We start from the raw sequence: 20,808 nt of genomic DNA, 5'->3' as shown, positions 1-20,808 counted from the left end.
GGGCTTATCTCAGCCGTGCCCGCAGCTTTTCGCCGGTTAGCTCCCTAACCGCATCCTTGCCGATCCAGCGGGCGGTTTTGTCAGGGCTTTCCGCTAGGGACTGTGCGAGTGCCAGCGCCGGCGCATGGCAGGCGAGATTGCGTTTGCCGATGTTGCGCAGCGCCCAATTAACCGCTTTGCGCACGAAGTTTCGAGGGTCGCCGGAATGAGTCTCGATCAGCGGCAGCCATGCGAGAATAGTCGCATCAGGTTCCTTCTTCAAGTGAACCGTAGCACCGGCAATCATGGCGAAGGCTGTGCGCCTGATAAATTCACGCTCGTCGGCGGCGAAGTCTGAGATGAGCTCGTCCAGCCCCGCCTCGACGAAGAGATCGGCGGCGCAATCGACGATCTCCCAGGAGTTGAAATCATCGGCCCAATGTCGGGCTTCTTCCGTCGTCAACCGCTTCGGTTCGGCTGTGTAGAGGGCGAGCAGGCGGGCTTCGCGGATATCGCTTCGCCAGAGCTGCATTGCCCTGAGGTGATCCTTCTTCGCCAGTCTGGCGACCGCCCGGATATCGGGATTGGAGATGCCGAGGGCGCCGCCGGTAGCGATGCCGAAGCGCGCCATGCTGGCGACATTCTCCTCCGAACGCAGCGTTTCGAGATGCGCGATCAATTCTGCCGCATCGGAGGAGGGGCCGATCATTTCTCGAGGCGGGCGAGCAGCGAGGATGTGTCCCAGCGATTGCCGCCCATTGACTGCACGTCGCCGTAGAACTGATCGACGATGGCGGTGACCGGCAGTTTGGCGCCGTTGCGGCGGGCTTCAGTGAGCACGATGCCGAGATCCTTGCGCATCCAGTCGACCGCGAAGCCGAAGTCGTATTTGCCAGCGTTCATGGTTTTGTGGCGGTTTTCCATCTGCCAGGAACCGGCCGCACCCTTGGAAATCACCTCGACGACTTTTTCAATATCGAGGCCGGCGCGCTTGCCGAAATGCAGCGCTTCGGCAAGTCCCTGGACGAGACCGGCGATGCAGATCTGGTTGACCATCTTGGTCAGCTGGCCCGAGCCTGCCGGCCCCATCAGGCCAACCATGCGGGCATAGGCGTCGATGACAGGCCTGGCGCGTTCGAAAACGGCCTCGTCGCCGCCGCACATGACGGTCAGGATACCGTTTTCGGCGCCGGCCTGGCCGCCGGAGACGGGAGCGTCGATGAAGTCGACGCCTTTTTCCTTGGCCGCGGCATAAAGTTCGCGGGCGACCTCAGCGCTGGCGGTGGTGTTGTCGATCAGCACCGAACCGGGCTTCATGCCGTGTAAAGCGCCGTTCTCGTCCAATGTCACCGAGCGGAGATCTTCGTCATTGCCGACGCAGACGAAGACGAAATCGGCACCGGCGGCGGCCTCGGCCGGGGTGGGGGCGGCGTGGCCTGAAAATTTCTCGGCCCAGGCGGCGGCTTTTGCCGGCGTGCGGTTATAGACGGTGACATCGTGGCCGCCTTTCGTCTTCAAATGCCCCGCCATAGGGAAACCCATGACGCCGAGACCGATGAACGCGACTTTTGCCATATGTCCTATCCTTTTCCTCAAGTGCAGGCCCGAGGATTAACCGAAACGGCGGGAGCAGAAAAGCCCGTGAAGGCGGACTTCGTTCCGATTGACGCAGATGAGGCTGGCCGCCGTTCGGCCGAGCCCTAGATCGGGAGAAGGCAAAATGTTTCCGGGAGGTGACATGACGGAAATTCCGACGATCGAGCCGCGGCGCAAAGGCCGCAGCGGAATGCAGGCGATGCTCATTCCATCGCAGCAGATGGTCGCAGAGCAGATTCGATCGGCACCGGAAGGTGTCATCACCGAAGTAGGCACTCTCCGTCGCCGTCTCGCCGCTCAATACGGGGCGGACGCCTGTTGTCCGGTGACCGTGCAGCGGCATTTGCGTGCGATCGCCGAGTTGTCATTCGGCGCGCTGGAGAAGGGCGAGCCGGTTTCGACAGTTACGCCCTATTGGCGCATGGTCGATCCCGCAAGCTTGCTTGCGAAGCGTCTTGCCGGCGGGCCCACCTTCATCCGTGAGCGCCTGGCCGGCGAAGGTCGGGAGTGAGGGACGCGCGAAAAAAATCCGCTTGAGGCCGATTTCCCGGCTGCAAAATTTCAGCAAAGGCCATATGTTGCAAATAAATTTGTCGATATAAATTATCGATTTCATCATCATGAAGCTCGTAACTGACAGGTCGTCCAGCCGAAGGCAGGCCCGACACCGTACAAGAAGGGGATAGTCATGATTTCACGTCGACAAACGCTCGGGCTTTTTGGAGCTGCTGCGGCCACGGCAATCCTGCCGGCAGTCAGAGCGGCATGGGCTGCCACCAGCGAGTTCCGTATCGGCTGGCAGAAGAACGGCGTGTTGGCGCTCGCCAAGCGGCGTGGCGCACTTGAGAAGCGGCTTGCCGATCGCGGCATTACCGTCAGCTGGTTGGAATTCACCTCCGGTCCGCCGCTTCTCGAAGCGCTGGGTGCCGGGGCTCTGGATTTCGGTGCGACCGGCGATGTGCCGCCGCTCTTTGCCCAGGCGGCCGGCGGGCAGCTCTATTATGTCGGTCTCTACAAGGGCAGCCCGGCAGCGTCGGCCATCCTCGTGCGCAAGGATTCGCCCATCAAGACGCTTGAAGATCTCAAGGGCAAAAAGGTTGCCTTCAAGCGCGGCTCCAGCGCGCATAACGTAACCGTCAAGATTCTGCGCCAGGCGGGGTTGAAGCCCGAAGATGTCGAGCAGCTCGACCTTTCGCCGCCGGATGCCGCGGCCGCCTTTAAGAATGGCAGCATCGACGCCTGGTCGATCTGGGATCCCTATCTGGCGATTGCCGAAGCCGATCCGGAGACGCGTATCCTGACGACCGCCGAAGGCATCGTCGACTCCTACAGTTTCTTCCTCGCCAATCGCGATTTCACCGATGCCAACGGGCAGGTGGTCGTCGATGTGATCGATGAGCTTGCCAAGGTCGGCACGTCGGCTCAGAGCAATATCGACGAGACGGTGAAGGAGCTTTCCGAGATCACCGGCGTGCCGATTGACGTGACGCGCGTGACATTGACGCGAAAGGGTGCCGATCTCGGCAGCGTCTCGACCATCACCGATGCCGCCGCCGCCTATCAGCAGGCGCTCGCCGACGAGTTCCACGGGCTCGGCATCCTGCCGAAGAAGCTTACGACCGGCGATATCGTCTGGCGTCCCAAGGCAAGCTGATTTTCCGGCCGGGCCAAGATTTCCGCGAGGCGGCATGGAGAGGGCCCCATGCCGCCGAACCGGAAAAATATTCCCCAAAACGGATTAGAATAGCAAATTGATATTGTCGATCTAATTGGTGGTCTATGTCACTATCCTCATGATCGAGCAGACACCGAAAGGTATCTACCTGCTGCCATCCGATCGACAGGGATATTTCAGATGCTCGCACATAGAAAGACAGCCGGCCTTCTTGCCGCCTCCGCCGCCACTACGATCCTCCCAAGCATCTGTCCGGCGGCGCTATGCAAGGCAGACAGAGAGCCATCTCGACCAGCGAGTTGATTTTCGAATTCCGCAGCTAAAGGACCGTCTTCCAATGACCACCATCTCCCATACTGGCCAATCCGAGCCCATCAATTTCCTCTGGTTCATCCCGACATCGGGGGACGGCACCTATCTCGGCTCCGCCGATCTCAACCGCGCGCCCGAGATCGGCTATCTCACGCAGATCGCCCAGGCCGTCGACCGGCTCGGCTATTCCGGCGTGCTGCTGCCGACCGGGGTTGCCTGCGAAGAATCCTTCGTGACAGCGGCTGCCCTTGCCGCCAAGACCGAGAAGCTGCAGTTCCTGGTGGCGATCCGCCCGGGCACGGCGTCTCCTGCCTATTATGCGCGTCTGGCTACGACGCTCGACCGCATCTCCAACGGCCGCCTGCTGCTCAACATCGTCGTCGGCGGTAGCCCGGCGGAGCTTGCCGGAGATGGCATCCATCTCGAGCATGACGAGCGCTACGCCCATGCCGAAGAGTTCTTCACCGTGTTCGAGGAACTGCTGGAAAAGGGAACGGCAAGCTTCGACGGCAAATACATCAAGGCAACCAACGCGCGCCTCGGCTTTCCCTCGGTGCAGAACCCGCGTCCGCCGCTCTATTTCGGCGGCTCGTCGGATGCCGGCATCGACTTCTCCGTCGGACGCGTCGACAAATACCTGACCTGGGGCGAGCCGCCGGCACAGGTTGCCGAGAAGATCACCAAGGTGCGCAAGGCCGCCGGCGAGCGCGGCCGCGAGGTGAGCTTCGGCATCCGTCTGCACTTCATCGTGCGCGAAACCGACGAGGAGGCGTGGGAGGCGGCCGAGCGGCTGATCCGCCATCTCGACGACGAGACGATCCGCGAGGCGCAGGAGCGCTTTGTCCACGAGTCCGACTCGGTCGGCCAGAAGCGCATGGCCGCCCTTCACGGTGGCCGGCGCGACAAGCTCGAAGTCTCGCCGAACCTCTGGGCCGGCGTTGGCCTGGTGCGCGCCGGTGCGGGCACGGCGCTGGTCGGCTCGCCGAAGACGGTGGCCGCGCGCCTTCGCGAGTATCAGGAGATCGGCATCGATACGGTGATCGGCTCCGGCTATCCGCATCTCGAAGAGGCCTATCGCGTCGCCGAGCTGCTTTTCCCCGAACTCGGCATTAGCCGCGAGCAGCAGCGCCTGGGCTTCAACAACGAGTTCGGCCGCAAGCAGGTCTTCGCAGGCGGAAGCCATGGCGGCAATCTGAAAGTCGTCTCCGGCTCCTGATCTCGAACAGAGCGTGACATGTCGCAAGCCGTTCAAGGCTTGCGGCATCCTGCTTTCGATAAGCGCGAGGATAATGCATGTCGACTTTCGATACTCCGTTCGTACGGTCTGTCGTTTCCGAAAAGGCCGGGAAGGCGGGTTTGCGCCTGCCGCTACCCGGCCTGGAGAAGCTGACGCCCTATCTGGTGCCGGTGGCGATCGTGGCGTTCTGGCAGCTTGCCTCCTCGGCCGGCTGGATCTCATCGCGGATCATGCCGTCGCCGGCCGATGTCGGCCTTGCCTTTTGGTCGACGATGGTTTCCGGCCAGTTGCCGAATGACGTGCTGGTGAGCGCCGGCCGCGCCTTTGCCGGTCTTCTCGTCGGCGGCTCGATCGGCTTCCTGCTCGGTATTGCCAATGGCGTATCGCGCATCTCCGAACAGCTGACGGATACGACGCTGCAGATGCTGCGCACCATCCCGCATCTGGCGATGATCCCTCTTGTCATCCTGTGGTTCGGGATCGGTGAGGAATCGAAGCTGTTTCTGACCTCGCTCGGCGTGCTCTTCCCGGTTTATCTCAACACCTATCACGGGGTGCGCAATGTCGATCGCGATCTGATCGAGATGGGCAAGGTCTATGGCATGGGCAACTGGACGCTTTTCCGCAAGGTGATCTTTCCAGGTGCGCTGCCGTCGATCTTCGTCGGCCTCAGATATGCGCTCGGCATCATGTGGCTGACGCTGATCGTATCGGAATCGATCGCCGCATCGTCAGGCATCGGCCACATGGCCAACAATGCCCGCGAATTCATGATGACCGACGTCGTCGTTCTCGCCCTCGTGATCTATGCCGTGCTCGGCAAGCTTGCCGATGTCATCGCCCGGGTGCTGGAGAGGCGGCTGCTTGCCTGGAACCCGGTCTATCAGAAATAGGAGAGACGCCATGACATCGATCGCACATGAGCGTTTTCACGCCGTCGCCGAAGAGCCAGCTTATGCGCGCGAAAACGCGCCGGCAGTGGGCCGTAGTGCGCCCGCGGCGATCAGCCTGACGGGGCTTGAAAAGAGTTTTGGGGCCAACCGCGTGCTGCGCGGCATCAACCTGCATATTCCGGCCGGCCAGTTCGTCGCCGTGATCGGCAAGAGCGGCTGCGGCAAGAGCACGCTGCTTCGCATCCTGATGGGCCTCGACGAGCCGACTGCCGGCGAGCTGCATTTCGAAGATGCCGACGGCGCGCCGGCGAGCCCGAACGCGCGTATCGTCTTTCAGGAGCCGCGGCTGCTGCCCTGGCTCAGTGTCGCAGACAATGTCGTGGTCGGGCTCGGCGACGGCATCGACAGCCGGGCGGCGGTAAAGGCGGCCGATGCCGTGCTTGCCGAAGTCCAGCTTGGCGAAAAAACCGGGGAATGGCCGGCGCGGCTTTCCGGCGGGCAACGGCAGCGCGTGGCGCTGGCGCGGGCGCTGGTCAGCCGGCCAGGCGTGCTGGCGCTCGACGAACCGCTCGGTGCCCTCGATGCGCTAACGCGGATCAGCATGCAGGAGCTCATCAACCGTGTCTGGCGCGAACTCGGCTTCACCGCAGTGCTCGTCACTCATGATGTCAGCGAGGCGGTTCATCTCGCCGATCGGGTCATCGTGCTCGATGAGGGGCGGATCGCACTCGATCTTCCCATTCCGTATCCGCGTCCGCGCCGGCACGGCCATCCTGGCCTCGCCGAGCTGGAAGGCCGGCTGCTTGCCGCGATTCTCGGCACCGACGGCGGCCATTGATCCCAAGTCTATTCGCGACGCTACATGACCTCGGCATAGGCGAGGCGTGTTCGCGCAAGCATGCATGTCTAATGGCGAAAATGTATAGCCGCTTGGGTATGTGAAATTTACTCACCTCTGCCACGCGCACTAGATGCAGCAATATTTTCTCGAGTTGTTTTACGTCCAGCTTGACTTACTCATATCTCCATGGCTATACGTTAATCCATAGCTAACGGGGTATGGATTGTAGATGTCGGACACCCAGGATGTGCTCTTCAGAACGCTCGCCGACCCGACCCGGAGGGCTCTTTTCGAACGGCTGTGCCGCGAAGGGGAGAAGACGGTCGGGGCTCTGACGGCTCGGGCCGGGGTCTCGCAACCGGTCGTCTCGAAACATCTCGGAATCCTGAAGCAGGCCGGATTGGTGCGTGATCGTCACGAAGGTCGCCAGACCCACTATAGTGCCCAGCTCGGTGCGCTGGCACCGCTGGTCGACTGGACAAGTGAGATGGCGGGCTTTTGGCAAAATCGGTTCGACCAGCTGGAAGATCTATTGAAAAGGATGGACCAATGACCGAAATTTCAAACGAAACCCGTTCCGTCATCGTCGAACGAGAGATCCCTTTTCCGCCGGAAAAGATCTGGCGCGCGCTCACGCAGCCGCATCTGATCGCTGACTGGCTGATGAAGAACGACTTCGTGCCGGTCGCGAATCACCGTTTCAAGCTGAGCGGGGATTGGGGCTCCGTCGATTGCCAGGTCCTGGAAGTCGAGCCGAACAAGACCCTGTCTTACACCTGGGCTGCCTATGATCTCGAAAGTGTCGTCACCTGGACTCTCACGCCCACGGGCGCGGGCACGCAGCTGCGCATGGAGCAGTCGGGCTTCCGGCCGGATCAGCGGCAGGCTTACGGGGGCGCCAAACGCGGCTGGCAGCAGTTCTTCGCAAAGCTGGAGCAGGTGCTGACGCGGATAGAGTGAGACCGTTGCCAAAACGGATCACGCCATCCGCTTCGCTTGTTTTCGCAGGAGGTTCCCTTGAACTGGAATAACTGGCTTCGGCAGATCCACCGTTGGCTGTCCATTGCCTTTACGCTGGCCGTCATAATTAATATCATCGCGATGGTGCAAGAGAAATCGTCCGTCTGGGTGGGCCTCATGGCGCTGCTGCCGCTGACCTTGCTGCTGCTCACCGGTCTCTACTTGTTCGCGCTGCCATATGCCACCAGGTGGCGCGGCGCAGGACGCAGCGGAGGGTAGGAGTGAAGGCAATGTCCGGGAAGACATCCAAGACCGCGGCAAAGGTCACGAAGAAGACAGTCGCCAAGCCTGATACCGCGGAGCCGGTCCTTCTCTCGGGCGGCAATCCTCAGATCGCCAAGGGTTACGGCGACGCTCCCGTGCAAGCCTACATCGCCGCCATGCCCGGCTGGAAAAGCGATGTCGGGCATCGCCTCGATGCGCTCATCACGCGCACGGTGCCCGGGGTGTATAAGGCCGTGAAATGGAACTCGCCCCTCTACGGCATCGAAGGGCAGGGCTGGTTCCTCGGTGTCCATTGCTTCGCGAAATATATCAAGGTTGCTTTCTTCCGCGGCACGTCGCTCAGCCCCATCCCGCCCGGCGAGTCCAAACAAAAGGAAGTGCGTTACTTCCACATCCATGAAGACGACCAACTCGACGAGGCTCAGTTCGCCGCCTGGGTCGAGCAGGCCAGCCAATTGCCCGGCGAACGAATGTGAGCGGAGACGAAGATTGAAAGAGTAGAGCGTCCTTTGTGCGTCCGAAAGGACACACAGCGCTCTAGGCCATCAGCACCTAAGGGATGGAGGGGAGATATCGATGAAGAAAGTCACGGCAACCCTGAAGAAGAGCGACTCCAGCGAAGAGAAGGTGGGAGACTCTCCTTCTCGTTTAATCGATGCGAGAATCGAGGAGTTGAGCGATTGGCGCGGCGAGATGCTCGCCCGCGTCCGAACTCTCATCAGACAGGCCGAGCCCGACGTGGTCGAGGAATGGAAGTGGAGAGGCGTTCCGGTGTGGGAGCACGCCGGGATCATCTGCACTGGCGAGACCTACAAAAGCGTGGTGAAACTGACCTTCGCCAAAGGCGCCTCGCTGGAGGACCCTTCAGGCCTCTTCAACTCCAGCCTTGACGGCAATACCAGGCGCGCCATCGATTTTCGTGAGGGCGACGAGATTGACGAGGAGGCGTTGAAGGCGCTCATTCGCGGTGCTGTCGCACTCAACACCTCAAAGCGGACCGCCGCTCGTCCTGCCGGCTCGGGCAAGAAACCAAGCAGCGCTTGAGGCTTGGCTTATTTCGCCTGAAACGCGTCGCGTCAAACTTGATTCATGCGAGGCGATTTGGTTTTGCGTGACATGCGATCAGTGGATCGGGCTTTCCTCGCGCTCGAGGAAGAGTTGCAGATTGTCGAGGCCGATCTCGGTGCCCTGGAGGCGGGCGCCGTTGTCGGCGTAGCCGTCGAGGAAGACCACCTGTTCGGTGAAGACCATCCTGGTGCCGCCGGGTGCGGCTTCGAAGGCAACGGTTGTGAGCGACGCGGAGATGCGGCTTTCCCCAAGCTTCATCTCATAGGCATAGATGATGCGGGCATCGGGCACGATATCGATGTAATGGGCGTCATAGGCGTGCAGGAGGCCGTCAGTATCGGCGACGTAGTTCCTTTCCGTGCCGCCGGGGCGGAAATCAAGCCCGTAGTCCAGCGGCACCCACTCGCCATGGCACGCGAACCATTGCCGTTTGGATTCCGGTGTTGACCAGGCGCGGAAGGCGCGGGAAATCGGCGCCTTGAGGTGGCGTTCGATGACGAGAGTGGCGTGTTCGGCGGATCGTGTCGTCATTCGGGGAGGGTCTCCGTCTCGTCGGTGAGAAAGTGGTCCAGCCTGTCAAAGGTGCTCGTCCATTGGATCTTCCGCTGTTCCACCCAGCGCTCGACGGCGGCAAGCGCGTCCTGCTGCAAGCGGTAGGTTCGCACCCGGCCGGATTTTTCGGAGAAAACGAGGCCGCTTTCCTCCAGCACCTGCAGATGTTTCATCACCGTCGGCAGGGCAACCGCGAGCGGCGCGGCCAGTTCGGTGACGGAGGCCGGGCCGCGGCCGAGACGATCGATCATGCCGCGGCGGCTGCGATCGGAAAGTGCATGGAACATGCGGTCGAGATCCGCCTGGCCGTCCATCATTCCGCCGCATTCCGGAAGCGAGCCGGCAGTCTCTCTTTGTAGGGGTAGAATTTGAAGTAGGGGCGGGCCTCTTCCAGTGCCCTTGCAAAGGACGGGCGGGCCAGCAGTCGATCGTAGTAGCCGCGAAGGTTCGGCTGTTCCGATGAAAACGGAACCAGAGTCTCGGCATAGAACAGGGCGGGGGCGGCGGCGCAATCGGCCATGGTGAAGCCGTCGCCTGATATCCATTGCTTGTCGGCGAGCTGCTTTTCGATCATCGCATAGGCGGTCGCGAGTGTTGCTTTGGCGGCTGCCACCTCCATTTCATCTGCCGTGCCCTCGGGGCGCCGACGATTGCTGACGATGGTCTGCATCGGTGCCTGGACATAGTTGTCGAAAAAGCGGTCCCAGAGGCGAACCTGCAGCGCCCGATCGATCTCCGGCGGCAGCAGGCGAACGGGGCCGGGATAGTATTGCTCGAGATATTCGATGATGATCGATGTCTCGGGAATGGTGCTGTCGCGCGCCTCGTCCCGCAGCAGCGGCATCTTGCCGATCGGCCAGAAGCGAAAGAAATCGGCGCGCGAGCTCTCGTCGGAAAGATCGACGATGCGATTCTCGAAGGGAGTGCCGTTTTCGTAAAGCGCGATCAGCACTTTGTGGCAGAAAGAGGCGAGCGGATGCCCATAGAGCACGAGCGACATGCGGCGACCTTTCCTATCGTTGTGGTAAACTTTACCGATCGACTAACTATCAGGTCGTGACGCATTTTGCAACAGATACTTCGCCAACCGGGCAAGTCTTCCGTCAGCCGATATATCAGGTGTTGGCGTCAGCCATTATACCGGGCGATCACCAAATGGCCTGGTGTCGGCTGGCCGTCTTCCATGCGCACGTTGATATCCGATATCTCGACGAGTTCGAAACCGGTGGCCGTCAGGCGTTCTCTGACATAGGCGTCGGCATGGGCGAAGCGCTGGTGTGGGCCGACCATATAGGCGCGGCCGGCGAGTATTTCCTCGGGCAGGGTTTCTGAGGAGAAGATGAACAGGCCTCCCGGCGTCAGGTTCTCGGCGGTGCCGAAGAACAGCGGTTCGAGCGCGCCGAGATAGGGCAGCACGTCGGTGGCGGCGATGATGTCGAAGGCTTCCTCGTCGTTGTCGTCGAGGAAATCCTCGACCTCGGCAACAAAGAGCGTCTCGTAGAGATCCTTCTCATGGGCGATCTCGACCATCTTCTCCGATATGTCGATGCCGGTCATATCAGCGCAGAGGTCGCGCAGCGCGCCGCCGGTGAGGCCCGTGCCGCAGCCGAGATCGAGCAGCCGCTTGAACGGTCCGAGCTTCAGCGCCTGCAGGCGCTGGCGCACCAGCATCGGCACGTGATATCCGAGCTGCTCGACGAGCACATCCTCGAAAACCTCGGCATGCTGGTCGAATAAGGTCTCGACATAGGCGTCGGGCGCCTTGACCGGCGTTTCGCCGCGACCCATCGCGGCAATGCGCACGGCCGCACCACCGTGATCGTCGGGATCGATCGCCAGGACTTCCTCATAGGCTGCAACGGCGGCGTCGACATCGCCGGCCTTTTCCAGCGCGAGCGCCCGGTTATAGGCCTCGCCAAGAGCTTCCTCGTCGATCTTCTTTGCCATCGCAGTCCATCGTCCTTTTGTTTCAGGCCGTCCTTTTGTTTCAGGCATGCGTCTAAGACGGCTTTCGATGTTTTGCAATGGCGCGATTGCGGGCGCAGAATGGCCGAAAACAAGACCAAGGGAGGAGAGGCCATGAAAACGGAGCCAGAGAGGACCTCATCGGCGAGGGAAGGAGATGCCGGCCGGGCATTACTGCTACCTGCGACACCAAACGAGGTCACCAACACGCTCAGCCATTATTACCGTGGTGAACTCGGGCGGATGACGAGCTGGCGCGACCGCATCGACCGGACGTCCAACTGGGCGATCACCGTGGTCGCAGCACTGCTTTCGGTGTCGCTGTCGACGCCGAATTCGCATCACGGGGTGCTGCTGTTCGGGATGATGCTGGTGACACTGCTTCTGATGATCGAGGCGCGGCGCTACCGCTTCTTCGATATCTATCGCGCCCGCATTCGCCAGATCGAGCGCTGCTATTTCGCGCAAATCCTGGCGCCTGATGCCAATGCCGGCAGCGAATGGGCGGTTGTGGTCGCCAGCAGCCTGCGCAAGCCGCGCTTCCTGCTCAGCTATCAAGAGGCGATGCACCGCCGGCTCAAACGCAATTACGGCTGGATGTATTTCATCCTGTTGCTCGCCTGGTGCCTGAAGATCTCGACGCCGAAGCTGCAGACGGAGGGCATGCCGGCGCTGCAGGCGCAGTCATGGGACTATGTCATCGACAATGCGGTGCTCGGGCCGATTCCCGGCCTTGCGGTCATTGCCATCGTCGTCGCCTTCTATCTCGGCATGCTCGGTTTCGCGCTTCGCCGGGATCGCGACGAAGGCGAATTCGGCCATGGCGAGGCGCATGTCTGACGCGGTCAGAACATATCGCCCGAACCGTTCACACTTTTCGGCATCATGTTGCAGAGCCGATCAGTGCAGGATGAACTCGCCCTTCAGTGCCCGCCACTCGGTTGCCGAGATCAGTTTGCGGTGGATGTAGCGCACCGAATGCAGCGGCCCGTCCAGCTTCTCTTCCCAGAATTTTAGGAAACCGCGCATTTCGGGAAAATCAGGAGCGAGGTCGTAATCCTGCCAGACATAGGTCTGTAAGATCACCGGGTGGTCCGGCAGACGGTAGAGGATCTGGGCGGTCGTCAGACCATAGCCCTTCAATTGTTTTTCCATGTCCTTGTGCATCGTATTCCGCTTCTTCTTGTTCCCACTCGCGCGCTTATTAGCGCTACATGATATGGAAACATGCGAGTGGTTAACGGAAGCTTTACAGATACTTCGTAAAAGGACAATTTATTTTTAATATCAATGTCTTGGCAGCATCGTCCCAAGAGTGCTGCCAAACGGGCTTTTGTTTGATGAATGCAGTTATCCCAAAGCCGCGACACAGTTTTGGGCGTCATGCATCAGCGCTTGAGGTGCCGGGTCAGGCGGCGCTCGAACCAGGCCCAGAGATGGCGTAAGGCCTCTACGATGGTGAGGTAGAAGATCGCCGCCCAGAGATAGGTCTGGTAGTCGAAAGTGCGGGAGAAGGCGTAGCGGGTTTCGCCCATCAGGTCTAGCACGGTGATGATGGCGACGACCGCCGAGCCCTTGATCAAAAGGATGATCTCGTTGCCGTAAGGGCGAAGTGCGACGATGAAGGCCTGCGGCAGGATGATCTTGCGGAAGGCGATGCTGTTATGGATGCCAAGTGCCGCGGCGGCTTCGCGCTGGCCGTGCGGCACGCTTTCGATCGCGCCGCGCAGGATTTCCGCCTGGTAGGCCGCGGTATTGATGGTCATGGCAAAAAGGCCGCAATACCAGGCTTCGCGGAAGAACCACCAGATACCGACGGCCTCAAGCTGCGGCCGGAATACGCCGAGGCCGTAATAGACCAGGAACAGCTGGGCAAGCAGCGGCGTGCCGCGGAAGAAATAGATGTAGCCGTAGGCCAGCGCGTTCAGCACGCGATTGTTTGACATTCGCGCCACGGCAAGCGGCAACGACAGGATGGCGCCGCAGATAACGGAAATGAAAACGAGGCTCAGCGTTATCCAGAGACCATGGAGGTAACGCGGTCCGTAGCGGATGAATTTTTCCGGATCCCAGCCATTGATGACGGAAATGACAAGAAGAGCCGCGAGCACGGCCCAGATGGCGACGAGAATATAGCCGGCCACGCGCGCCGGCGTCATCGGCTTCATCAACTCGCGGGGCGCTGGCTGCGGCGGGATCAGCGTTTCGGCGTAGCTCATCGACGGACCTCCGAACGTTTGGCCCAACGCTCGACATAGACGAGCAGAAAGGAGGAGAGGATGGCAAGCACCAGATAGAGACAGCAGGCCACACCATAAAAGAAGAAGGGCTCCTTTGTCACGCGCACGGCGACACTCGTCTGGCGCAGGATATCGGCGAGGCTGATGATCGAGACGTAGGAGGTGTCCTTCAGGAGCACCATCCAGAGGTTCGTCAGGCCCGGCAACGCGATGCGCACGAGCTGCGGCAGGATGATCAGGCGCAGCGTGCGGCCGCGATGCAGCCCAAGCGCGTCGCCCGCTTCATATTGACCCCTGGGAATGGCGTGGAAGGCCGAGAGCAACACTTCCGAACAGTAGGCGGAGAAGACGACCGAAAGCGCGATGACGCCGGCGAGAAAGGCGTTGATCTCGATCGGCGGCCCGTCATAACCGACGAAGGCAAGCAGAGACTGGATCAGCATCTGCATGCCGTAGTAAATGATGAAGAGCGTCAAAAGCTCCGGCAGGCCGCGGAAGATCGTCGTGTAGATGCCGGCCGCCAGCCGCAGCGACTTTTCCTCCGACTGCTGGCCGAGCGCCACCAGGAAGCCGATGGCGAGGCCGATCGGCAGGGTGACGATCGCCACCGAAACGGTGACCTGCAGGCCAAGCGCAATCTCGTCGCCCCAGCCGGTATCGCCACAGGCAAGGATCGTCGACTGACCGAACCAAGTGAAGATGCCAACGGGCCCGCACAGCGGATCGAAAATGTGCACAATCCAGCTCCAGAAGGAGCCCAGCGCGGAAAATAATCCGCCCATGCGAGAATTCCCCTCACGGCTTTTGCCGTTTTAATCTTGCTATCTTTGTCAAACAAAAATGGCGGAAGAGCAAGCCTTCCGCCATTACCTTCATCGGCGAGATAACGAATTTCTTATTCGCCGTAAACGTCGAAGTCGAAGTACTTGTCCTGGATCTTCTTGTATTCACCGCTGGCGCGGATCGCAGCGATCGCCGTGTTCAGCTTTTCCTTCAACGGGTCGCCCTTGCGGATGGCAATGCCCGCGCCGTTGCCGTTGATTTCCTTGTCGACCGGCAGGGTCGTCAGAATCTTGCAGCAGGCGCCGGCGTCGGACTTGACCCATTCGGAGAGAACGACGACGTCGTCGATGACGGCGTCGACGCGGCCGCTGGCAACGTCGAGCTTGTATTCGTCAGCGGTCGGATAGAGCTTCAGCTCGGTGTCGGCGAGATGCTTCTCGGCATAGTTGGCGTGCGTGGTGGAGGTCTGCGCGCCGATCACCTTGCCCTTGAGGCCGGCGACGTCTGATATCGTCGAATCCTTCGGCACGGCAATGGCCGGCGGGGTGTTGTAGTATTTATTCGAGAAGTCGACGAGCTTCAGACGCTCCGGCGTGATCGACATGGAGGAAACGATCATGTCGAATTTCTTGGCATTCAGGGCCGGGATGATGCCGTCCCAGTCGGTGCTGACGAAGGTGCATTCGGCCTTCATTTCAGCGCAGAGCGCCTTGGTGATGTCGATGTCGAAGCCCTGGATCGTGCCGCTGGCATCGACGAATTCGAAGGGCGGATAGGTCGAATCGGTGCCGATCACGTATTTCTCGCCCTCGGCCATGGCCGAGCCGGCAAAGAGAGACATTGCCGCGATCGAGGCTGCCGCGAAGATACGGGTAGGGTTAAGCATGAGGATCCTCTCTGTTGGTAGCCGTCGCTCGTTTTTCTGTTGGGCTGACGGCTGCAGTTCAACGGTGTCGACACCGCCTTGTGGCGATAATCAGACTTTTTTTCATGGAATTGCAACAGAAATTCCCGCGCAATTGTGCTGTGCAAATAACAGGCGAGATGAACGAAAGCAGACTGCAACATTCACGGGAGGTTAATCCGGAGCTTTCTAGAACCGGAACAAATCGGTGGGTTGGCGCTTTGCCATTTCGCCGTTTCGCCTCATTGCGACGCTAGGGGCGGAACCAGGGCCTGGCGGCCTCAAGAAGCTCAAACAGGATCGAGGAAACCCGATGGGCAAGAAATCAAGTTTGTTTGCGAGCGCAGCCTTCCCGCTGCTATCCCTCTCGCTGGCGCTGCAGCCGGCATCGGCAATGGCCGCCGCGCGCGGCGCCGCAACCGAGACTGCAGCCGTGCGGCAGATTGAACAGGGCAGCTTCGAAGTGGCGCAGGACGCGCCCTCCGAGGAGGAGCTCTTAAAGAAGAAGCGCAAGCAGAAGGAGGAAGCACCGGCTGAACAGGCGCCGGCCGCCGAGCAGCCGAAGGAGGCGCCCGCCGAGAAGCCGAAGGCCGAGCGGAAGGAGGCGCCTGCGCCCGAACCCAAGGCAGAGCCGGAACCGCCGAAGGCCGAAGCGCCGAGGGAGGAGCCTGCGCCCGAAAGCAAACCGCAGCGGAAAGCCAAGCAGGCAGCTCAGCCGGAAGCCGAGCCGCAGCAGGAAGAGCAACCCGTAACGCAGGAAAAGCCGAGAAAGCCGAAGAAGCAGGAGACGCAGCAAGCCGAGCCTGAGGCGCAGCCGGCGCCCGAGCAGCAGCCTGCCGCCAAGGAAACTCAGCCGGAGACGAAACAGGCCCAACCCGAGGCCAAGCCTGAAGGCGGTAAGCGGGAAAAAGGGCAGGATAAGGCCCAGGGCCGAGACAAGGGCAAGACTAAGACCGAAACTGCCGCTCCCGAGGCAGTGTCGCCAGCTGAGGAACAGGCAAAGCCCGAAGTGAAGCCGGAGGCAAAACCCGCTGCCGAAGCGCCTGCCAAGAAGCCGACAAAGGGCGAGGCTGCAGCACCCACAGAGAAGCCAACCGAAGACAAGGCGGCCGCTCCCGAAGCCGCGCCCGCCGAAACGCCCAAGGATGGCACGGCTGCAAAGCCTGCCGCCAAACAGCCCACCGGCGAGCAGCCCGCCGGCGGACAGCCGGCTGCGCCCGCCACCGACACCGCCCAGCCGCTACCGGATGCCAGCAGTGGTCAGCAGGTGGAGCAGGCCATTCCGGCGCCGGAAAAGGTTTCGCCCGAGGAGCTGGAGCGCCGCAAGAAGATCGCCGCAGATCCGGCCAAGAGCAACGAGACCGTCGTGCTGCCGGTCGAAAACGGTGCAGCCGTGCTCGACAGCGACAAGGATGCCGACCGCAGCAAGGGGCGGGAAGGTCGCCGTGACCGTGACAAGCTGCGCGCCGAGAGCCAGGAAGTGAAGGTGCCGACCTCGGACGCCGATGCGCAGGCCGCTGCCACCGCTGCGGCACCGGCGATCAAGCTCGAGGCAGTGACCAGCGAGAAAGGCACGAGGCTCGATACCCGGCCGCAATTCGTCCGACCTGAGGGCGCGCGCATCGACGACCGCACCGACGACAGCCGCGTGATCATTCAGTACAACAATCAAGTGATCGTGCGCAGCGACGACGACAGGCGGTTTCTGCGCGACGGCGAACGGCCAAGCTATGAGCAACTGTCGGGCGATCGTTATCGCGAGACGATCGCGCGGCCGGAGGGCTATCGCATCGTCACGATCCGCAACCGCTACGGCGATATCATCCAGCGGTCGCGCGTCGATGCCCGCGGGCGCGAATACGTACTCTACTACTCGCCCGATCTCTACGAGGACCCTGATCGCGACTACTTCGAAGATCCGGGCGCCGATCTGCCGCCGATGCGGCTGCGCGTGCCGCTCAACGACTATATCATCGACACCAGCAGCGATCCGGACCGGGATTATTACGAGTTCCTCAGAGAGCCGCCCGTCGAGCAGGTAGAGCGCGTCTATTCGCTTGACGAGGTGAAGTATTCCGCCCGTATTCGCGACAAGGTGCGTCGTATCGATCTCGACACGATCACCTTCGCCACCGGCAGCGCCGAAATCCCGATGGCCCAGGCACGCACATTGCGCAAGGTCGCCGACGCGATCAACCAAGTGCTGGAGAAGGATCCGAGCGAGACCTTCCTGATCGAGGGCCATACGGATGCGGTTGGTTCCGACCAGAGCAACCTGATCCTCTCCGACCAGCGGGCGGAGTCGGTCGCCAACGTGCTCTCCGATGTCTACGGCATCGCGCCGGAAAACCTGGCGACGCAGGGTTATGGCGAGCGCTACCTGAAGGTTAGTACATCAGAGCCAGAACAGGAAAACCGCCGCGTCACCATCCGCCGCGTTACGGCACTGGTCCGCCCGGTCGCTGCCAACAAGTGATGATGTGGGTGCCCCTCTCCATTTTGGGGAGGGGCATTCCGTTTGCTTCTTCTTTCCAACTGGCTTGAAGGATAATTGAGAAGTGCGGTTCGCTCGCTCTTCTGGGAGGTGCCGGCAGGAGAGCGGATTGTCGTCGATCACCGGAGGCATTGCGACGCCTTTTAGCCCCACGTGGCGCTGCCGACGCCACGTGTCTTTGAATTCATACGGCGCAGATTGCGATGTTCGAATGTCCTCTTGGTGGATTGCCGTATAAGTTCACGGTACTTCTTAGCCCACCGTGTCGCCGGTACTTTTAAGGAAAAAATGCATTTTTTGGGTATCAATTGGAACGCTAATCCTGTCATCCGGGCCAACGCGCGATGACGCGTGAATCTGGGCAGTAAAGGCCGCTGCCCCGACCTTGCCGATCGCCAGTGTGTATGGACCGAGGGGCTCGATATCGGCGACATGAAGGCTCACAGTTGAAACGTTGGAATCCCCAACCATAGTATGTTCCGGTCGGATTCCCAGAACCACTGACTGTCCCACTGCCACCGAAAGGCGCTCGGCTCTTTGTGTCGGAACCGGAATGTCGACCCCACCCTCGGCCTGGAAGGCAATTCCACCGGCGTTTTGCACAAGTTGCCCCTCGATGAAGTTCATGCTTGGCGAGCCGATAAAGGCAGCAACAAAGAGATTTTTCGGAGATTCGTAAAGGGTAATCGGATCAGCGGCCTGTTCGATCCGCCCTTGATTCATAACCACCACCCGATCTGCCATCGTCATCGCCTCTACCTGATCATGTGTAACGTACACGATCGTGGTTTTGAGCCTGCGATGTAAGAGCTTGATTTCTGTTCGCATTTCAATGCGCAATTTAGCGTCGAGGTTGGACAACGGTTCGTCGAACAGGAACACATCCGGCTGGCGAACAATCGCCCGGCCAATCGCCACGCGTTGGCGTTGGCCACCTGAGAGCGCGTTCGGCTTGCGTTTCAAATAGGCACCGAGATTGAGAATGCGCGCCGCATTTGCAACGGCGGCATCGATGTCCTGCTTCGGCGTTCCGCGCACCTTCATGCCGTAGCCGATGTTTTCGGCAACTGTCATATGCGGATAGAGCGCGTAATTCTGAAACACCATCGAGCAATTGCGCAGACCCGGGCGCAGCGTGGTAACGTCCCGCTCGCCGATACGGATTTCCCCTGATGTCGTCTGTTCCAGCCCCGCGATCATCCGCAGGGTGGTTGTCTTCCCGCAGCCGGAAGGTCCGACAAGAACCACGAATTCCTTGTCGGCAATTGCCAAATCGAGCGGAGGGATGACCTCAACGCTGCCAAAGGACTTGGTGACCTGATCCAAACGCACCTGGGACATGCTGTAACCTTTTCATGAGAATTCCATCGCCTGGCCCAGCGCATCGGCCCGAAAATCGGAGTCGATTTTCGGAAGGCGCCATGCGTGGATTGAAAGAGTTAGAGCGTCCTTTGTGCGTCCGAAAGGACGCACGGCGCTCTAAGCGGCGATGGTTTGCTTCTTCTTCCAACGATGTCTAATCCCATCCCGACACCGCCGGGATGGGTTGTTGAGGATGGGTTTACTTTGCAGGCAAGCCCATCGACGAACGATAGGCTACCAGTTGCTTGTCGCGGCCAAACTCGTCCGTCAGCTTGTCCCATCCGGCAGCCACGGTATCCAGCGCCTGCTGCGGCGTCACTTCTCCAGCCAATGCCTTGGAAAGCTCGATCTCAAGAATTTCCGTATAGGAGAAATAGCCCGGCAGGCGCATGTCGAGCGCCGTGTTCTTGGCGGTCACCGCGTCCTTCTGGCTTCCAAGATATTCCTTGGCCTCACGCTCGGAAAAGATCTTCGACCACAATGCCGTATTTGTCGTGTGCGAAAGACGGTAAGGATTGACGCCTGTGCCGCCGGTGATGGCCGCCTGACCGGAAACCGCCGGGCTCGTCAGGAACTGGATATAGTTCCAAGCGGCCTCTTGGTTCTTGGAGGACGACGGTACGGCTGCCTGCCAACCGCCGAAGGCCATGAAGGAAGTCTGGACGACCTCGGGCTGCTTGTCCCACTTTTTGGTCTTGTAGTTCCAGATCTCGTCGGATCCCGGCAGGGATGCCGAGCCGACGCTACCAGCAACCTTCGACTGCTTCGGGTCGGCGGCGATGACGCCGGTATCGCCCCAGCCGATCGATTCCGCGACCTGGCCACCGGCAAAGGCGGCATTGACTTCGCCAAAGGAGAAGTTGAGCGCGTTCGGCGGCGCCAGTTTCGAAGCGCGGATATATTCCTCCAGGCCGCGCACCCAGCCCGGATTGTTGACCTGCGCATCCATCGTATCCGGATCGAAGAACATGCCGCCGGGATTGTCGGGATGGCTGGTGTATCCCGCCACGTGACTGAACAGGAACCAGAATTGCTGGCCACCACGGCGGAAGGCTTCCGCCGTGCCCCAAAGGCCCTTGTCCGGCTGCTGGAAGAATTCGGCGATGTCAAGATACTGCTTCCATGTCTTCGGCGGGGCCAGATCGTAGCCATACTTCGCCTTGAAGGCACTCTGGTTTTCCGCGTTTTCAAACAGATCAATGCGGTAGGTATAGGTATGGGCATCACCGTCCATGGTCTGCGACAGGACCTTGCCGTTCCAGACCATCAGTTGCTCGCGGTAAACCGGCGCGATGTCCTCCCAGTCGGCACCTGATTGCATATTCTTCGGCATTTCCGAGAGAAAGTCGGTGAAGTCCGGTGCCCAGGCCGGCGCAAAGGCAACCACGTCGAACGTGTCTTCGCCCGAGGTCAGCGAGGTTACGATTTTGGGATAGAGTTCCGACCACGGAAATTCCACCACATTCACCTTGCCGCAGGTCTTTTCCTCCCAGCCCTTGGCTGCCAGTTGCAGCGCAGATGCGATGTAAGGCCCCGTCTGCGTCGTGGCGGTGAGCGTGACACCGGTGTAGTCCGGTTCGCATGCGAGCGCGGATGGGACGCCCGCCACAGCAAGTAGTCCTCCGGCCGTTGAACTCAGTAGCAATCTTCTCATGTTTTCCT

General features: G+C 60.6%; 24 protein-coding genes. 12 read left to right on the top strand and 12 right to left on the bottom strand.

Annotated features, from left to right (window positions below):
- Nucleotides 1-4: 4 nt before the first annotated feature.
- Nucleotides 5-688 (bottom strand): DNA alkylation repair protein, encoded by a 684-nt coding sequence (locus tag RWK44_RS07345; protein ID WP_221943759.1) that lies wholly within the window; start codon nucleotides 686-688, stop codon nucleotides 5-7.
- Entirely contained in the window at nucleotides 685-1,554 is an 870-nt protein-coding gene (locus RWK44_RS07340; RefSeq protein ID WP_221943757.1) for an NAD(P)-dependent oxidoreductase, read from the bottom strand. The genes RWK44_RS07345 and RWK44_RS07340 overlap by 4 nt, the downstream gene beginning before the upstream one ends.
- Nucleotides 1,555-1,717: 163 nt before the next feature.
- Here RWK44_RS07340 and RWK44_RS07335 point away from each other — a divergent pair, with 163 nt between their 5' ends.
- From RWK44_RS07335 to RWK44_RS07290, 10 genes are all read left to right on the top strand, one after another.
- Nucleotides 1,718-2,086 (top strand): hypothetical protein, encoded by a 369-nt coding sequence (locus RWK44_RS07335; protein WP_221943755.1) that lies wholly within the window; start codon nucleotides 1,718-1,720, stop codon nucleotides 2,084-2,086.
- Nucleotides 2,087-2,263: 177 nt separating this feature from the next.
- Complete coding sequence (locus RWK44_RS07330; protein ID WP_316028614.1) at nucleotides 2,264-3,229, top strand: aliphatic sulfonate ABC transporter substrate-binding protein; 966 nt, start codon at nucleotides 2,264-2,266, stop codon at nucleotides 3,227-3,229.
- A gap of 358 nt (nucleotides 3,230-3,587) precedes the next feature.
- Complete coding sequence (gene ssuD / locus RWK44_RS07325; protein ID WP_168336018.1) at nucleotides 3,588-4,778, top strand: FMNH2-dependent alkanesulfonate monooxygenase; 1,191 nt, start codon at nucleotides 3,588-3,590, stop codon at nucleotides 4,776-4,778.
- Between the two features lie 77 nt (nucleotides 4,779-4,855).
- Nucleotides 4,856-5,692: an ABC transporter permease subunit gene (locus tag RWK44_RS07320; protein ID WP_077978382.1), complete on the top strand. Its 837-nt coding sequence runs from the start codon at nucleotides 4,856-4,858 to the stop codon at nucleotides 5,690-5,692.
- A 10-nt stretch (nucleotides 5,693-5,702) separates the two neighbouring features.
- Nucleotides 5,703-6,530 (top strand): ABC transporter ATP-binding protein, encoded by an 828-nt coding sequence (locus RWK44_RS07315; RefSeq protein ID WP_077978381.1) that lies wholly within the window; start codon nucleotides 5,703-5,705, stop codon nucleotides 6,528-6,530.
- A 232-nt stretch (nucleotides 6,531-6,762) separates the two neighbouring features.
- Nucleotides 6,763-7,086 carry an ArsR/SmtB family transcription factor gene (locus RWK44_RS07310; protein WP_003540367.1) on the top strand — a complete coding sequence of 108 codons (324 nt, stop codon included), beginning with the start codon at nucleotides 6,763-6,765 and terminating at the stop codon, nucleotides 7,084-7,086.
- Complete coding sequence (locus tag RWK44_RS07305) at nucleotides 7,083-7,493, top strand: SRPBCC family protein (RefSeq protein WP_316028613.1); 411 nt, start codon at nucleotides 7,083-7,085, stop codon at nucleotides 7,491-7,493. Before RWK44_RS07310 ends, RWK44_RS07305 begins: the two co-directional genes overlap by 4 nt.
- Before the next feature lie 57 nt (nucleotides 7,494-7,550).
- The gene (locus tag RWK44_RS07300) at nucleotides 7,551-7,772 is read left to right on the top strand and encodes a hypothetical protein (RefSeq protein ID WP_003560044.1); all 222 of its coding nucleotides are present in this window, start codon (nucleotides 7,551-7,553) and stop codon (nucleotides 7,770-7,772) included.
- An 11-nt stretch (nucleotides 7,773-7,783) separates the two neighbouring features.
- The gene (locus tag RWK44_RS07295; protein ID WP_077978380.1) at nucleotides 7,784-8,254 is read left to right on the top strand and encodes a DUF1801 domain-containing protein; all 471 of its coding nucleotides are present in this window, start codon (nucleotides 7,784-7,786) and stop codon (nucleotides 8,252-8,254) included.
- Between the two features lie 100 nt (nucleotides 8,255-8,354).
- Complete coding sequence (locus RWK44_RS07290) at nucleotides 8,355-8,822, top strand: DUF1801 domain-containing protein (RefSeq protein ID WP_077978379.1); 468 nt, start codon at nucleotides 8,355-8,357, stop codon at nucleotides 8,820-8,822.
- A 78-nt stretch (nucleotides 8,823-8,900) separates the two neighbouring features.
- Here RWK44_RS07290 and RWK44_RS07285 read toward each other — a convergent pair whose 3' ends face one another.
- The 4 genes from RWK44_RS07285 to RWK44_RS07270 all read right to left on the bottom strand — a co-directional run bounded on the left by RWK44_RS07285 (nucleotide 8,901) and on the right by RWK44_RS07270 (nucleotide 11,345).
- Nucleotides 8,901-9,377 carry an SRPBCC family protein gene (locus RWK44_RS07285; protein WP_131642378.1) on the bottom strand — a complete coding sequence of 159 codons (477 nt, stop codon included), beginning with the start codon at nucleotides 9,375-9,377 and terminating at the stop codon, nucleotides 8,901-8,903.
- Nucleotides 9,374-9,715: an ArsR/SmtB family transcription factor gene (locus RWK44_RS07280; RefSeq protein ID WP_131642379.1), complete on the bottom strand. Its 342-nt coding sequence runs from the start codon at nucleotides 9,713-9,715 to the stop codon at nucleotides 9,374-9,376. Before RWK44_RS07280 ends, RWK44_RS07285 begins: the two co-directional genes overlap by 4 nt.
- Complete coding sequence (locus RWK44_RS07275; RefSeq protein ID WP_316028612.1) at nucleotides 9,712-10,398, bottom strand: glutathione S-transferase family protein; 687 nt, start codon at nucleotides 10,396-10,398, stop codon at nucleotides 9,712-9,714. The genes RWK44_RS07280 and RWK44_RS07275 overlap by 4 nt, the downstream gene beginning before the upstream one ends.
- A 128-nt stretch (nucleotides 10,399-10,526) precedes the next feature.
- Nucleotides 10,527-11,345, bottom strand: coding sequence for a class I SAM-dependent DNA methyltransferase (locus RWK44_RS07270; RefSeq protein ID WP_168287468.1), 819 nt, complete (start codon nucleotides 11,343-11,345; stop codon nucleotides 10,527-10,529).
- 132 nt (nucleotides 11,346-11,477) lie between these two features.
- On the opposite strand from RWK44_RS07270, the gene RWK44_RS07265 reads away from it, so the two are divergent.
- Nucleotides 11,478-12,203: a DUF2270 domain-containing protein gene (locus RWK44_RS07265; RefSeq protein ID WP_168336029.1), complete on the top strand. Its 726-nt coding sequence runs from the start codon at nucleotides 11,478-11,480 to the stop codon at nucleotides 12,201-12,203.
- A 60-nt stretch (nucleotides 12,204-12,263) separates the two neighbouring features.
- Here the strand turns inward: RWK44_RS07265 and RWK44_RS07260 are convergent, their stop codons facing one another.
- The 4 genes from RWK44_RS07260 to RWK44_RS07245 all read right to left on the bottom strand — a co-directional run bounded on the left by RWK44_RS07260 (nucleotide 12,264) and on the right by RWK44_RS07245 (nucleotide 15,272).
- A complete protein-coding gene (locus tag RWK44_RS07260) occupies nucleotides 12,264-12,530 on the bottom strand; it encodes an usg protein (protein WP_003540344.1) in 267 nt (88 codons plus the stop codon).
- A 221-nt stretch (nucleotides 12,531-12,751) separates the two neighbouring features.
- Nucleotides 12,752-13,582, bottom strand: a complete 831-nt coding sequence (locus RWK44_RS07255) for an ABC transporter permease (protein ID WP_025394854.1) — start codon at nucleotides 13,580-13,582, stop codon at nucleotides 12,752-12,754.
- Nucleotides 13,579-14,385: an ABC transporter permease gene (locus RWK44_RS07250; RefSeq protein WP_025394853.1), complete on the bottom strand. Its 807-nt coding sequence runs from the start codon at nucleotides 14,383-14,385 to the stop codon at nucleotides 13,579-13,581. The genes RWK44_RS07255 and RWK44_RS07250 overlap by 4 nt, the downstream gene beginning before the upstream one ends.
- A 113-nt stretch (nucleotides 14,386-14,498) precedes the next feature.
- Complete coding sequence (locus RWK44_RS07245) at nucleotides 14,499-15,272, bottom strand: transporter substrate-binding domain-containing protein (RefSeq protein WP_077978374.1); 774 nt, start codon at nucleotides 15,270-15,272, stop codon at nucleotides 14,499-14,501.
- A gap of 331 nt (nucleotides 15,273-15,603) precedes the next feature.
- Here RWK44_RS07245 and RWK44_RS07240 point away from each other — a divergent pair, with 331 nt between their 5' ends.
- Nucleotides 15,604-17,766, top strand: a complete 2,163-nt coding sequence (locus RWK44_RS07240; RefSeq protein WP_131664982.1) for an OmpA family protein — start codon at nucleotides 15,604-15,606, stop codon at nucleotides 17,764-17,766.
- Nucleotides 17,767-18,036: 270 nt separating this feature from the next.
- Here the strand turns inward: RWK44_RS07240 and RWK44_RS07235 are convergent, their stop codons facing one another.
- Complete coding sequence (locus tag RWK44_RS07235; RefSeq protein ID WP_131664983.1) at nucleotides 18,037-19,125, bottom strand: ABC transporter ATP-binding protein; 1,089 nt, start codon at nucleotides 19,123-19,125, stop codon at nucleotides 18,037-18,039.
- 220 nt (nucleotides 19,126-19,345) lie between these two features.
- Complete coding sequence (locus RWK44_RS07230; protein ID WP_316028611.1) at nucleotides 19,346-20,800, bottom strand: ABC transporter substrate-binding protein; 1,455 nt, start codon at nucleotides 20,798-20,800, stop codon at nucleotides 19,346-19,348.
- Between the last annotated feature and the right edge of the window lie 8 nt (nucleotides 20,801-20,808).

It is taken from the genome of Rhizobium sp. 25PS6 (genome assembly GCF_032464655.1).
Lineage (GTDB): Bacteria > Pseudomonadota > Alphaproteobacteria > Rhizobiales > Rhizobiaceae > Rhizobium > Rhizobium laguerreae.
This window is presented reverse-complemented; position numbering and strand designations above follow the sequence as displayed.

Coding starts and splice junctions, on each gene's coding strand:
- RWK44_RS07345 (WP_221943759.1), bottom strand. CDS start 688: ATGATCGGCCCCTCCTCCGATGCGGCAGAATTGATCGCGCATCTCGAA.
- RWK44_RS07340 (WP_221943757.1), bottom strand. CDS start 1,554: ATGGCAAAAGTCGCGTTCATCGGTCTCGGCGTCATGGGTTTCCCTATG.
- RWK44_RS07335 (WP_221943755.1), top strand. CDS start 1,718: ATGACGGAAATTCCGACGATCGAGCCGCGGCGCAAAGGCCGCAGCGGA.
- RWK44_RS07330 (WP_316028614.1), top strand. CDS start 2,264: ATGATTTCACGTCGACAAACGCTCGGGCTTTTTGGAGCTGCTGCGGCC.
- ssuD (WP_168336018.1), top strand. CDS start 3,588: ATGACCACCATCTCCCATACTGGCCAATCCGAGCCCATCAATTTCCTC.
- RWK44_RS07320 (WP_077978382.1), top strand. CDS start 4,856: ATGTCGACTTTCGATACTCCGTTCGTACGGTCTGTCGTTTCCGAAAAG.
- RWK44_RS07315 (WP_077978381.1), top strand. CDS start 5,703: ATGACATCGATCGCACATGAGCGTTTTCACGCCGTCGCCGAAGAGCCA.
- RWK44_RS07310 (WP_003540367.1), top strand. CDS start 6,763: ATGTCGGACACCCAGGATGTGCTCTTCAGAACGCTCGCCGACCCGACC.
- RWK44_RS07305 (WP_316028613.1), top strand. CDS start 7,083: ATGACCGAAATTTCAAACGAAACCCGTTCCGTCATCGTCGAACGAGAG.
- RWK44_RS07295 (WP_077978380.1), top strand. CDS start 7,784: ATGTCCGGGAAGACATCCAAGACCGCGGCAAAGGTCACGAAGAAGACA.
- RWK44_RS07290 (WP_077978379.1), top strand. CDS start 8,355: ATGAAGAAAGTCACGGCAACCCTGAAGAAGAGCGACTCCAGCGAAGAG.
- RWK44_RS07285 (WP_131642378.1), bottom strand. CDS start 9,377: ATGACGACACGATCCGCCGAACACGCCACTCTCGTCATCGAACGCCAC.
- RWK44_RS07280 (WP_131642379.1), bottom strand. CDS start 9,715: ATGATGGACGGCCAGGCGGATCTCGACCGCATGTTCCATGCACTTTCC.
- RWK44_RS07275 (WP_316028612.1), bottom strand. CDS start 10,398: ATGTCGCTCGTGCTCTATGGGCATCCGCTCGCCTCTTTCTGCCACAAA.
- RWK44_RS07270 (WP_168287468.1), bottom strand. CDS start 11,345: ATGGCAAAGAAGATCGACGAGGAAGCTCTTGGCGAGGCCTATAACCGG.
- RWK44_RS07265 (WP_168336029.1), top strand. CDS start 11,478: ATGAAAACGGAGCCAGAGAGGACCTCATCGGCGAGGGAAGGAGATGCC.
- RWK44_RS07260 (WP_003540344.1), bottom strand. CDS start 12,530: ATGCACAAGGACATGGAAAAACAATTGAAGGGCTATGGTCTGACGACC.
- RWK44_RS07255 (WP_025394854.1), bottom strand. CDS start 13,582: ATGAGCTACGCCGAAACGCTGATCCCGCCGCAGCCAGCGCCCCGCGAG.
- RWK44_RS07250 (WP_025394853.1), bottom strand. CDS start 14,385: ATGGGCGGATTATTTTCCGCGCTGGGCTCCTTCTGGAGCTGGATTGTG.
- RWK44_RS07245 (WP_077978374.1), bottom strand. CDS start 15,272: ATGCTTAACCCTACCCGTATCTTCGCGGCAGCCTCGATCGCGGCAATG.
- RWK44_RS07240 (WP_131664982.1), top strand. CDS start 15,604: ATGGGCAAGAAATCAAGTTTGTTTGCGAGCGCAGCCTTCCCGCTGCTA.
- RWK44_RS07235 (WP_131664983.1), bottom strand. CDS start 19,125: ATGTCCCAGGTGCGTTTGGATCAGGTCACCAAGTCCTTTGGCAGCGTT.
- RWK44_RS07230 (WP_316028611.1), bottom strand. CDS start 20,800: ATGAGAAGATTGCTACTGAGTTCAACGGCCGGAGGACTACTTGCTGTG.